Source organism: Nitrosarchaeum sp. AC2 (assembly GCF_013407385.1).
GTDB lineage: Archaea > Thermoproteota > Nitrososphaeria > Nitrososphaerales > Nitrosopumilaceae > Nitrosarchaeum > Nitrosarchaeum koreense.
Window position 1 is genome coordinate 1,212,078 of the sequence record NZ_CP030847.1, and the last position, 12,163, is coordinate 1,224,240.

Here is a 12,163-nt window from a genome sequence, read left to right on the forward strand (position 1 = left end):
CAGTCTCGTACAGCGCAGTAATTTCATCTGAAATAAAATCACCTCTCCGGATTTTTTATCGTCTCTCTTTGTGTGTCAAAGTAAAATGCAGTCTGGAAATAATCAATGCATTCTGCAAACATGCTAGTTAGAAACTCTGTTAGTTCTCCCTTGCACTTTGAGACATAGTATCCGCGGCAGAACTGATCAAAGTCAAGCAAGTGTCGTCTTATTCTTTCATAGTCGGACTGCAAGATACCACGGTTTTGGAATCTCCACACCTGATACTGGGCCTCTGTAAGCGACTTGGCCAACTTTTCGTCTTTCTCAAGATTTTGTCCAGTAACTACTTCCAGTCTGTCATCTAACACGGCATCTTGAAATTCGCTTCCATCCCCCACATGATACAACTTTAGCAGCCCCTTTCGCGAATGAGAATCGTAGTTCATCACTTCGCCTATCACTCTTTTCTCATTTACAATGTAGTTTTTTGTGTTGTTTGGCAATAGACTCACCAAAGTATCTATTCAAAGATAGTTTGCAGACACAAAAGACCTTACGGGTGTGCATTTCCGCTAGACAACATCAAATAGTAAATCAAATATTTTGCACGTGTAACAAAAATTTCAATAAATATCCTCAGACTTAGGATTAAGATAGGGTTTATCTATATTTAGCTTTAATTTCTCAAATTCATGAATAATGAATTCGATACGTTTGGAGAAATTATTTTTTTTGTATGAATTTAGCATACCTTGTGCAATTAGTCTACTTCTATGTTGGCCAAAACTTTCTTCATGATTTATGAAATCAGGTTCTTCAGCAATGGCAATTCCTGGAAATATTAATTTCGAAAATATTGAAATTCTGCGATAAAGAAATGAACCATAAGATAAATGAATTTTTTGAAGAAGTGGTAAAATTTCTTTGTAATTAGTTTTTTCAATATACAACACAGATGAATCATTTCGAATATAGTATTTAGGATCAACCAAAGTTTTAAAAATAAAAGGCAGTGACTTTGCAGTTAAATTTTTAGTTAATGTTTTCAAGATTTTTGAAATTCCATCAATGTTTGTATTAAAGTAAATGCGAGTAATATCGTTTTTGAGATTTATTTTGCCAAAATTACTTATCACAGTATAAAATCCATTGGATGAGTTTATCCTATCTTTGGGAAATTTGATTGAAACTATATCTCCTATTTTCAAATGTTTTTTTTGTTTTAAATGATCATCAAGAGAAATCATAAGATGTAAATGGTTTTGCTCAACTATAGCATTTTTTTTAGATTTAGACATTATACGCCATCCAAAATCATAATATCCTGTACATTTGTTGGATTTTTGTAATTTGGATAATAAAACTGGATCATATGAGATTCCATAAATATCATTTTTCAGATATTCTTTTAACAATGTATTTTTTAATCCTGTGTGATATTTTGCATATATGTAGTCTCGTAGTTCGTAAACTTTATTTGTAAAAAAATCATGGTTATTTGAAAAGATTCCTAATTTTTCGTCAAGTGAAAAACCTGCAGATATTTTCAATAAGATCATGATTTAATTCACATTTAAAAAATCTAACATAGAATTAGGATTAGATATGAAGGGTTTTGCAATTAATAAAGATAGAAAATCGGTGGACCCTAATTTTTTACCGAGTAGAGTATTAGAATAAACATATTGCACGAAAAGTAATCCAATGTATTCCATGATTAGTTTTTTATCTAGGAGTAATTTTTTTTGTATTGAAAGCATTTCAAAATAACAAAACCATATTTCGCGAATCATTTTTTGAATTAAAACAAATTTTTTATTTGATCGATAAAGCCAAAAATCCACATCAAAATTTTGAGGTATTTTTTTACTATAGATCCACAATAGAAGAAAACTGGTCAGAAGAGTAGCAAGATCGTATTCAGGATTTCCGATTCCACATAGTTCCCAATCAATAAAAACAGTTTGACGTTGAAAAGGTGGGCAGATTGGTTTCAGTATGTTATCTAATTTTAAGTCTCCATGAATAATGCAAGAAGGATTGTTTATTTTAAGAAGAACAGGAATTTTTTTATAATCTCTATCATTCTGCAAAATTCTAATCAAAGTGGTCAAGTCATCAGAATTATGAGCAACATATTCAGGAGTAATGTGATCAAATGCGGGAACTGATATTTTGAATTTTTTAAAATATGATAAGTTGTTAGATTGTAGTTCTAAATTACTTTCAAGATGAAGTGTTGATAAATTCTCTGCAATAGAGTGTAAAATATTTTTAGAGCATTTTCCAGTTTTTTGTAAATAGTCTTGAAGTGTAATATGTTTTGGCAAATATTCTAATAATAATGATTTATTTTTGATAGGACTACCTAAGAATAGTGGCACAAATTTTTGCACATCAGCAAATTTTTTGTTCATGGAAATTGTTTTGTAAAACATAATTTCATTAGATAATGTCCAATTTGATAACAACATTTTCGGTTGTCCCAATAATTTCAAAATAGTTTTTTCTCCATGTTTTGGAATATACAAAATATTTCGTTTATTCGATTTCTGATATTTTTGATAATTAAAATTTAATTTTGACATCAAAAACTAAATCACATTACTAAATATAAAAAAGAAAATATTTTAAAAAACCTACCTGAGTTTACTATTTCCAGATAACAATGTAACTGAAGCGGCCGTAACTGGAGTACCTGCAACGTTCTTACGACTTTCGGCACGAATCCTAGATTTGATTTCTTGCATTATTGCATCATTCGTATTGAATACACCATCTAATGAATTACGTCTGAGACTCATTCGAAGTGCAGCACACAATGTTGTCATGTATTGTTTTTCTTGAGGGTTGAGTTTGGATTTAAATTTGTTCATTTTTTTCATAAATCCATTGATTGATTTCATTTTTTCATCTATTTCTGCTTTTGATGCAATAGATCTTGTTGGTTTTTTAATGGTAGATTTTTTTTTGGCAATTGTCTTTCTAGATGATTTTTTAGTTACCATATTTTATCATACATTAGGATATTATTAAGTATTTTTTACTTAAACGATGTTTTCTAGTAGGTATTTTTTAGTTGGCATTACAGATTTAAAAAAAACTAATTTGAAGTGAAAGCACCATAAAGAAGTTAAAGACACAATCAAAATTAGAGTATTTTCTCTTTTTTTCTAGACACCCATAATGCAATGTACGCCTTGCCATTATCGGTTTGAATATTTCCATAAAATATTGGAGATTTTAGATTTTGTGAATTTGTCTCCCACAATACAATCTTTCCAATTATTTCTCTATCATAAATTCTCCTGACAACTCCGGTGTATTTTGGAGATTTCTTTTTTGATTCCATTTGATCACTCTTTTTGCAGACAATACCACTCATTTTATCAACAATTGCTAAAATCATTTCCAGCCTTCATCTTCTCTACAAAGGCAGGAACTTTGTGGACAGGCAGAACAGAAACTTGCTTGGTTTTTATTTTCTCAGACAAGTTCTCTAACATCTTTTTGTTCTCTGTGCAAATAATCACGTGTTTGAATTCTGCTTGGTTTCTCTTTAGATTTCCTGAAATATTGGAATCACCAAGTTCAATTTCAATTACTGTGCCAAGTTGCGGAATATCAATGTCTGGCCCTACTCCATTCTTCTTTACATCAAGCCCTTGTTCAGATAATTTTTCAGATATCCAAGAAACATAAAACTCATGGACGACACTTGGGATTTGCCCCTTTCTTTGAAACAGTATTCTTGGGGATCCTCTACCAAGTGGTGCCTTGAGGCGTTCAAGGGTCTTTTTTGCAAGCATTCCATCTACAACACGCACGAATTTCTTGTCATTCCAGCCCAATGACGTTCTTCTCTCATAGACAGAAAGATACGGGTTTTTCTCAATGCTTGTCATGAACTCTGTTTCATCCTGGTCAAATTCTGATTGTGTGATATTGTTCTCTTCTTTGATTGTTGGAATGAAATTTCCAAAAGAAACATCGTCTGATTTTATCAGAAACGGTTCATGATTAATGGTATTTACAATTGCATGTTTTTTTGGTAACTGTACAAATTTTCCAAATAAATATTCTATCTCAACATAATCAAAAAATCCTGCCGACTCTGCAACAAGTTTGATGTCTTCTTTGCTTTGCAGTCTGAATGTAACTTTCGTTGCACAGTTTTTGAAAATGTCTTGCTCGATGTTTGATGGCGACTGTGTGATCAACATCAGTCCGCATCCTCTTTTTCGTAACCTTGTTGCAAACTCTGTTGCAGGCCATGACTCTGTTATGATTAGTTTTTGCAGTATCTTTGGCACAAGTAATTGTGCTTCATCTGCGACAAGCAGATTTCTTACAGAGTATTGGATCTCTCGCCCCAACATCTTTCGCAAATAATATGAAGTCAAGATATTGTAAATCAGTCTAACTTCACTTCCATATGCAACAAGTGCATCTAATTCATGCAAGTCAATTACAACATTTTTCTCATCTAGATTTTCAAATGACGGATTTGATTTCTTGCACAGAAATATTTCCTTTAGGGGACTTCGCATGAAAGGATCCAGTCTTACAAGCAGTGCAGTCTTTGTCTTGTCAAGTCCTGCAAGCCTTTGCTTGTCATATGACTTTATGTTATCAATCAGATCTTGCAAGTTGTTGCTCTGAGAAATTGTTTCTTGCAATACAAAGTTCATCTGGGCCGAGAGATCCAAATACTCTTTTTCAATTCCTTTGAAAATTGTCTGACGTAGCAGTTCACGAATCAGTGCAGGGTCTTTGAGATCAAATGGGTTAATCTTTAGATTCTTGTCTACTGAGTAATACTCTACATCTCCTTTTAGAAGAGGAATGATATTCTTCCATTCTCCTTCCACATCAAGAACCAAGATCTTGATTTTGTTCTGATCTGAGTTTGCAGTCTTTATTGCCAGATTCATGGCAAATCTGCTCTTTCCGGTGCCTGTCTGGCCTGACACCAGTAAATGATTTGCAAGCAAATCTAGCGGAAAGTTGAATTGGAGGCCGTTTGAAAGCGTGCCTAGCCTTTCTCCCCAATAGTCCAAAACAGGAGAATTTTCGATGGAAAATCGCAGAATCTTGCATCTTGGGCAGAACCTCTTCTCTTTTACGAAATTGCCGCAAATGCACTGCCAGTTCACTACCAGACCTCCCTGCAAATATGGCACAGTTTGTAGAGGTTGGGCTTTTGCTGTCGCATTACAACACTTGTCTCAATGTGTTTCATGCAAAAGATCTCAAGGCATCTGTCGCAGATTCTTTTGCAGTTGACACATGTAAGAAGATGGCAAGTGTTGCACTCTCCGTCAATATCACTTACTCTGGAAAGTGACTTGCATATGTTGCATCTTGTCAGGTTTTCCATGTTACCACCTCGCAGAAACAACTTGGACAAAGCAGTTGATCATCGACATACTGCAAACAATGCTCGCAGTTTTTTTTCGTGCATTGATGACAGACACCAAGTGACTTGTATGTGTTAATTGAATGCCCGCAACTCAGAACAATTGCTTCAAAGTCTTCCATCTATTCATCCTCCAAGTCTACAAACCCTCCGCACTTTTTGCAGAAAGGAAATGATTTGAAAAAGATTCCCCACTCTTGATCTTCGCCTCTGTCTTCTTTGCACCTAGAGCAGAATCCTTTCATCAACACAGATTGTTTTCACAATATCAATTGCGTTACGTGTATGCCGTTCCGTCAGATATTTGAATATCAGAAACAAATAATTCAGTACAAAAAACCTGTATTGTTCACAAGTATTCTAACTACAAATGAGACTACCTCCGTGCTCATCTCATTTGTAGTTCAGTATGCTCCGTCTAGACTAGCGGAAACGTAGCGGAAAGGTCTAGACGCAACGTGGATAATATAGGCAGGACAAAGTGATGACGTGACAAGGGCTCACCTGATATATCCACTTGACAAAAGAATAGAGAGCGAGCTGAAAAAGACCAGAGCGGATTCTCTAAACGGAGACATACTGATCAGATTCTACAAGGTGAGAAGTTGTGAGATGACAAAGGCATCTATGCTGATTTATCTAATCCGACTAAACCAGATATCAAGACTGCTAAAGAAGAGATTTGACAAGGCAACAATAGAGGACATTGAGAATCTGGTGTTTGCAATAGAGCAGACAGACTTGGCAAAATCTACAAAAAACAGGACTCGCAGAATCCTCAAGGGATTTTACAGGTGGCTCAAGAAATGCGCACCTGGGCAATTTCCCCCAGAAGTATCGTGGATAGTCACCAAGAAACTGCCCATTGTGACTGTGAAAACAGACGATTTGATATCTTTTGAGGACTGCGTCAAGATCACAGAATGTGCCACAAATCTGCGCGACAGGGCACTGTTTCAGTGCCAGTTAGATGCCGGATGCAGAATAGGGGAGATTCTAACAGTAAAGGTAGGAGAGGTATCGTTCAATGACTATGGGGCAGTATTGAACTCAGATGGCAAGACCGGCGAGGCCCCACTTATCTTGACATGGTCTTCAGGAACTCTGACACAGTGGCTCAACATACACCCATTCAGAGACAACAAGGAATCTCCGCTGTTTCCAAAACTTGGAAGAGCAACACCGCAACAACTTCCATATTCTGGTGCACTAAGCGCGTTTAAGAAATGCGTCAAGAAAGCAGGGTTTGAAAACAAGAGAGTGTGGTTGCATCTTTTCAAACATGTGTCATGCACGTACGACTCGTTTAGGGGAATGCCTCAATCATATAGAAACTACAAGCATCACTGGTCTGCAAACTCTGAGATGAACAAGGTCTACGAACATTTGTCAAATTCTATTATTCCAAAAATACAATCATGGGACAAGACATCAGAAAACATTCAAGAGTCAGAGTCAATAGTGTTAATAGAAAAGTGCAAGCGATGTGAGTTTGAAAATCCTAGAAAAACAAAATACTGCAATCGATGTTCTTTTCCATTAAACGATATTGTATCAATTGAAAACATGATGAAAAGAAAGCACATTGAAACGCTAATTGACAAGTTAGCAGAGGATCCTGAAAATCTGAAGAGACTACTTTCTATTATTGGGTAGTGACATTCTATCGGAAAACCATAGGGATTATAGTTAAACTCCAAAACTTTTGTTTCTATTAGATGAAGCAATCAATAATCAAAAACTCGGAAGTCTTTGATGATTATTATTATCCAAGCATTCTGGTCGGAAGAAAAACAGAAACAAAACAAATTCTTGGATATCTTGAATCATTCTCTAGTGGAAACATGGGCAAAAACATCTATGTTTTTGGGCCTTCAGGTGTCGGCAAGACTACAACAATTAGGTCAGTGTTGAGTAGATTTCACAACAATTCTGTGTTTGTTAACTGCTGGACCAGTAGGACATCACACAAAATAATGGAAGATATACTAAGGCAACTTGGGTTTGTAATACATGGAAGAGAATCTACAACTGAACTTGTCAAAAAATTTGAGAACAGCAAAAAGCGAAATGTCATAATTTGCCTTGATGAGGTAGACCACATCAAAGACCATGACGTATTCTATGTGTTTGCAAGAAATCCTTGTTGTTTGGTATTGATATCAAACAGCGAGCACATGCTATTGAAATTTGATGCTAGGATCAAAAGCAGATTAAACTTTCATGTGATGCAATTTGAGCCATATGAGAATAACCACATTCAGGAGATTCTATCTGAAAGAGTAGAGAAAGGATTTCACGACGATGTTTTGGATTTTACACTAGATGATGTTTCAAAGTATTGCAATGGAGATGCAAGATCTGGAATACAAATTCTGCGCAATGCTGCAATAGATGCAGAGTCAAACAATCTTTCATCAATTACATCTCAGGAAATTCTAATGGCTTCAAGAAACATAAGAAAATACCGTGTATCTTATTTGCTTCAGAAATTAAATGAACACCAGAAAACACTCTATGAGATTCTCAAGGAAAACAAGTCGATTGAATCAGGTAAGCTTTTTGATGAGTATTGCAAAAAATCGGACAATAAGATAACAGATAGATCTTATAGAAACTATATGCAAAAGATGGTGGAATTTGGTTTGGTAAAAGAGATCAGTTCTGGTAGATGGAAGAAATATTCCATGATATGATTATAGTTCTGTTTTGGTGATGTGTATTTGGCCATCCTCTCTAACGAACATTATCTTGTCGCCTTCTTTTAGATTGGCTTCTTCTCTTACTTTCTTTGGAATCGTGACCTGAAACTTATGGCTGAGAGAGCTCATTCCTAACACTTCTTTTTTTGATTTTGTACTCATTTTACTTCCTTTACAAGTAAAGAAAGTAGGTAAGATTGATTAACTAGTCCAAAGAAAGTAAAGAAACCTTGAGAAGTAAAGCAAATTATGGCATATTTGCATCTTTTTTGAGCATATTTTTCATAATTATCTCAATTCCGTCAATTTCAGCACTCGAAGAAAACGGAGTTATTGAAATGCCATTTACAAACAATCCTCCCTCGATTGATGGAAAATGGACAACTGAAAGTGAATGGAACGATGCAACTATAGTTAATTTGAACAAGGAACAACACGAAGTTTTCTTACTGGTCAAACATGATAGAGATTTCATTTATTTCATGTTTGATGCAATCACTGATCAAATAAAATATGAAAAGGGTGTAGACTCTGCTCATGAAACATATCTTATGTTTGATACAAACAATGACGGTGGAAATATTATGCAAACGGATGATTTTCGTTTCTTATTTGGTGAAGACTTTAGCTCTGACAAGATCCTAGAAAATTACAAAATTCTCAATAAATTATCTGTAGGAGATCCTGGTGGAGATGATGAACATTCTGGAAGATACATTAACACGCCCCGAAATTTTCAATACGAATTTTCCTTTTCTAGTTTGAATAGTCAATTCGAAGCAGGAAGAGATCACTATATTCATGAATATCGAATTCCAATTGCATTCTTACATGAATCAGATGTCTATGGATTTGCCGCAGGATATCGTCTTGGAACAATATCTCCAACAGCAGACAATTTGATATTTATTACTTGGCCGCCAACTTTACAAAAATCTTCAATTCCAAATCAATTTGGAAATCTTGTTTCACCTGAAAATAAAATTACAATTCCACCAATCCCTATACTATCTGTCTCTGCAAAAGAATTATCATTTGGTAATGTAGGTGTGTCTGAGAAAAGTTTTCCAAAAAGTGTAACAATTTCAAATAAAGGAACTGGTTTGCTGAATGTTAATACCATAAGAGGATCACCTGAATTTACAATATCCAATATCAAAACACCGTTGGAACTTCAGCCCGGACAAAGTGCTTCATTTGATGCAATATTTGCTCCGATTTACATAGGAGAAAAATCAGGAAAAATCATCATTACAAGTAATGACTTAACAAGTCCAACTCTAACAATTTCAGTAGACGGCCAAGGTGCAGAAAAAGGAAGTACACTAACAGGTGGTGGCGGATGCCTTATTGCAACTGCTACATTTGGAAGTGAATTATCTCCACAAGTTCAACAGCTAAGAGAACTTAGAGACAATACCATTCTAGAAACTAAATCAGGAACTAATTTCATGTCTAGTTTTAATGAATTCTATTATTCATTTTCACCCGTAATCGCTGATCTAGAAAGAGAAAATCCAGCATTCAAAGAACTAGTCAAAATAACCATTACTCCAATGCTTTCGAGTTTGTCAATTTTGAATTACGTCGATATAGATTCAGAGACAGAAATGATAGGGTATGGTATCGGAATAATACTGCTTAATGTTGGAATGTACTTTGGACTGCCCACCGTGGCAATAATTGGATTAAGAAAAATCAAATGTGATTGAGATTATCCAATCAGATTATCACATCTAATCTGATGGCACCATGTCTTTCCCAACCATTTTGATCAACAATAGCAAAACATTATCAGTTAATTTTGTATTATCCATTACAGTGGATATGTAACATTGACAAATCCACCATCACATATTATCAGGTTAGTTACTGAACTGGAAATTATCTACGTTTCTAGCGATTTTCGGAAAGAGAATTGGATCCGTTACATTTGCACAACGTGCACCCCCACAACGAATGCAATTCTCATTCAGAAAATCTCGTATCCAAATTATCTTTTCAATTAAAAAATGGTTTTCTGTGTTTCATTAGATATGTTGCAACATCTAGTTCCTTTTGCAGGGAATCGAATATTTTAAGAACTGAGGACCATGCCTTTGTGATCCGATATCCCGTTCTCATCGGCCTGGCAGAAGTGCCAGTCATTTTTCAGTATGATCATGACCCATTTGGAAGGGTTCCTATGAAAGCGCTTCCTCAGAAATCAGTTTGCCTGTTTTGAAAATCTTCTTCTTGCCGCCTGAACCTGAACCATTCTGGAGCGTCATTAATGTCGTCTACCATGAGGGGAATTCCAATACCACAGAAAATCTGAGATAGTTCTTCTGTGGCTCGTTTTGTCTTTTCATCCTCACTTAGGAGAGAAACAACAACCGACGCAAGACCTGTACCGGTTAGTATCGTTCCAACTGTTCCGTGATGGACTCTCCGACCTGCTATGTACTGTTTGGGTGGATTTTCTTGTGAATTCCAAGATTTGAGCAGATCCTCAGTTAGATTTGAAAAGATATCAAAAGTGCTCCGTTTTTTTCCTGATTTGGATTTCATGTTTCTTAATTTTTAAGTTGTTTATCGGTATTACCATAACTTAGATTGAATAATATTTAACTTTTTGAAAAAATCTATCTATGGATACTGTAAGCGCTCCAATTCGCTTTCTGTCGTTATTCAAAAATCATCAAAAAAAGTATCCGCCCCATTGTGGGCCAAACCCTAGATTTAATGTCTGGGCGTCGAAAAATTTGACTAGGCCATTTCTCGGTGCTCATATTATCATAAAATATTAATTTTAATAATACAGAATAACCTGAAGACTATCAAAAAATACCCGATAGTGGAATTATGCAAAAATGTTTGTTCAAATGAACGCACAATTCTGGTGTTTGTTCAGATGAATACTTTCCAATTAAAATTTCAACTGCAAAATACATTCAATCAAAATTGAAGCAAATGATAAATATCATGAAATTAATAACATCATACTATAATATTTGATGAATAATGGTAAAAAAGAAACTACAAAGATTCGATCTCAAGGTGTTGCTGCGTCTACTTGCAGTAGTGTATGAATCCGGGCACGAAAAAAGAACAAACCTAGCACTTAATGCAAGACTACACTACGATACATGCGTGTCATATCTTGAGATGCTAGAGTTTCTGGGATTTGTAACCAAGAGTAACAGGTATCCACACCATGTCTATGACATTACACCTCATGGGATTTCACTGTGCAAGAAGAAACTGGATGCGGAGTTTGATAAGAAATACAATGACATTCCGACAATTCTGGACTGATACTTACCATATGGGCACTATCTATATGGGTAGTACGCGATCTAGTAGTGCCCATATACGGAGCGCGGCTTATTAGTATATTCAGATATTGGAAATGACAATGACTAGAAAGAACGCAAAACTACTCTCTATGTTAACTATGCTAGGTGTTATGTCGATAGGCATAACTCCTGCGTTTGCCGCAAGCTCTGTATCTACAGGACCTTGGTCAACATTGCAAGAAATTCCAAGTTATACATCTTCTGCATGTACATTCTCAGATGATGCATGTGCAGATGCCACAACTACTGGAGACAATTCACTTGTATCTAGAGGTGATAACTTCGTCTGGAATGTATCTACAGCAAGAAACAACATGTCAAAGAGTCCAAATACACAAGGCTCGCTTCCTGAGCTTACGACATCTGCAACTCCTGTAAAATACAAATTTGATATCGACTACGACGGTGATCACACTGTTGCTGCTGGACATCTAGGTTGGTACGAATACGGAGCTGATATAATGAAAAAATCAGGCAGTGACTGGGTAAAAGTCACAGGTTGTTACTTTACTGTAAGTGGGGATGGTGCAAAATCTGGCACTCCAAGTAAAACTTGCCAAATAACAAATTCTGGTACTAATACCTATCAGATGGGAACAGATCACGAAACCGTCGCTCCTGCATATCTGTTTGGTAGTACTGATGTGATTGATTACTATTCTGGCAGTTACCACGCAAATACTGACAGATTGGAGATCTGCACAAGTTGCTGAGGAATAAGA

Annotated in this window: 15 protein-coding genes; 6 read left to right on the forward strand and 9 right to left on the reverse strand. The window is 35.6% G+C overall.

From position 1 onward, the window contains the following. Positions 1 to 38: 38 nt before the first annotated feature. The 6 genes from DSQ20_RS07330 to DSQ20_RS07355 form a co-directional block, all read right to left on the reverse strand. Complete coding sequence (locus DSQ20_RS07330; protein WP_179365146.1) at positions 39 to 494, reverse strand: hypothetical protein; 456 nt, start codon at positions 492 to 494, stop codon at positions 39 to 41. Positions 495 to 605: 111 nt separating this feature from the next. Continuing rightward, positions 606 to 1,541, reverse strand: a complete 936-nt coding sequence (locus tag DSQ20_RS07335; RefSeq protein ID WP_179365147.1) for a T3SS effector HopA1 family protein — start codon at positions 1,539 to 1,541, stop codon at positions 606 to 608. Positions 1,542 to 1,544: 3 nt separating this feature from the next. Continuing rightward, positions 1,545 to 2,570 (reverse strand): aminoglycoside phosphotransferase family protein, encoded by a 1,026-nt coding sequence (locus DSQ20_RS07340; protein ID WP_179365148.1) that lies wholly within the window; start codon positions 2,568 to 2,570, stop codon positions 1,545 to 1,547. A 51-nt stretch (positions 2,571 to 2,621) separates the two neighbouring features. Beyond that, positions 2,622 to 2,990 (reverse strand): hypothetical protein, encoded by a 369-nt coding sequence (locus tag DSQ20_RS07345; protein ID WP_179365149.1) that lies wholly within the window; start codon positions 2,988 to 2,990, stop codon positions 2,622 to 2,624. Positions 2,991 to 3,133: 143 nt separating this feature from the next. Then, complete coding sequence (locus DSQ20_RS07350; RefSeq protein ID WP_179365150.1) at positions 3,134 to 3,391, reverse strand: hypothetical protein; 258 nt, start codon at positions 3,389 to 3,391, stop codon at positions 3,134 to 3,136. After that, entirely contained in the window at positions 3,372 to 5,042 is a 1,671-nt protein-coding gene (locus DSQ20_RS07355; RefSeq protein ID WP_179365151.1) for an ATP-binding protein, read from the reverse strand. Before DSQ20_RS07355 ends, DSQ20_RS07350 begins: the two co-directional genes overlap by 20 nt. A 41-nt stretch (positions 5,043 to 5,083) precedes the next feature. Between DSQ20_RS07355 and DSQ20_RS07360 the strand changes: the two genes are divergently transcribed. Next, positions 5,084 to 5,329: a hypothetical protein gene (locus tag DSQ20_RS07360; protein WP_179365152.1), complete on the forward strand. Its 246-nt coding sequence runs from the start codon at positions 5,084 to 5,086 to the stop codon at positions 5,327 to 5,329. A 194-nt stretch (positions 5,330 to 5,523) separates the two neighbouring features. Here DSQ20_RS07360 and DSQ20_RS10820 read toward each other — a convergent pair whose 3' ends face one another. After that, the gene (locus DSQ20_RS10820; protein WP_255458188.1) at positions 5,524 to 5,646 is read right to left on the reverse strand and encodes a hypothetical protein; all 123 of its coding nucleotides are present in this window, start codon (positions 5,644 to 5,646) and stop codon (positions 5,524 to 5,526) included. Between the two features lie 244 nt (positions 5,647 to 5,890). Here DSQ20_RS10820 and DSQ20_RS07365 point away from each other — a divergent pair, with 244 nt between their 5' ends. Together DSQ20_RS07365 and DSQ20_RS07370 are read left to right on the forward strand one after the other, a co-directional pair. Further along, on the forward strand, positions 5,891 to 7,057 hold the full coding sequence (locus tag DSQ20_RS07365; RefSeq protein ID WP_179365153.1) for a tyrosine-type recombinase/integrase: 1,167 nt from the start codon (positions 5,891 to 5,893) through the stop codon (positions 7,055 to 7,057). Positions 7,058 to 7,119: 62 nt separating this feature from the next. Then, complete coding sequence (locus DSQ20_RS07370; protein WP_179365154.1) at positions 7,120 to 8,097, forward strand: Cdc6/Cdc18 family protein; 978 nt, start codon at positions 7,120 to 7,122, stop codon at positions 8,095 to 8,097. Here the strand turns inward: DSQ20_RS07370 and DSQ20_RS07375 are convergent, their stop codons facing one another. Next, positions 8,098 to 8,265 (reverse strand): AbrB/MazE/SpoVT family DNA-binding domain-containing protein, encoded by a 168-nt coding sequence (locus DSQ20_RS07375; RefSeq protein ID WP_179365155.1) that lies wholly within the window; start codon positions 8,263 to 8,265, stop codon positions 8,098 to 8,100. It lies immediately after the preceding gene. 68 nt (positions 8,266 to 8,333) lie between these two features. Between DSQ20_RS07375 and DSQ20_RS11025 the strand changes: the two genes are divergently transcribed. After that, positions 8,334 to 9,815, forward strand: a complete 1,482-nt coding sequence (locus tag DSQ20_RS11025; RefSeq protein WP_179365156.1) for a CFI-box-CTERM domain-containing protein — start codon at positions 8,334 to 8,336, stop codon at positions 9,813 to 9,815. Between the two features lie 487 nt (positions 9,816 to 10,302). On the opposite strand, the gene DSQ20_RS07385 is transcribed toward DSQ20_RS11025, so the two are convergent. Then, positions 10,303 to 10,653: a hypothetical protein gene (locus tag DSQ20_RS07385; protein ID WP_179365157.1), complete on the reverse strand. Its 351-nt coding sequence runs from the start codon at positions 10,651 to 10,653 to the stop codon at positions 10,303 to 10,305. Between the two features lie 489 nt (positions 10,654 to 11,142). Here DSQ20_RS07385 and DSQ20_RS07390 point away from each other — a divergent pair, with 489 nt between their 5' ends. After that, a complete protein-coding gene (locus tag DSQ20_RS07390; protein ID WP_179365158.1) occupies positions 11,143 to 11,400 on the forward strand; it encodes a winged helix-turn-helix domain-containing protein in 258 nt (85 codons plus the stop codon). Positions 11,401 to 11,500: 100 nt separating this feature from the next. Continuing rightward, entirely contained in the window at positions 11,501 to 12,154 is a 654-nt protein-coding gene (locus DSQ20_RS07395; RefSeq protein ID WP_179365159.1) for a hypothetical protein, read from the forward strand. Positions 12,155 to 12,163: the final 9 nt, after the last annotated feature.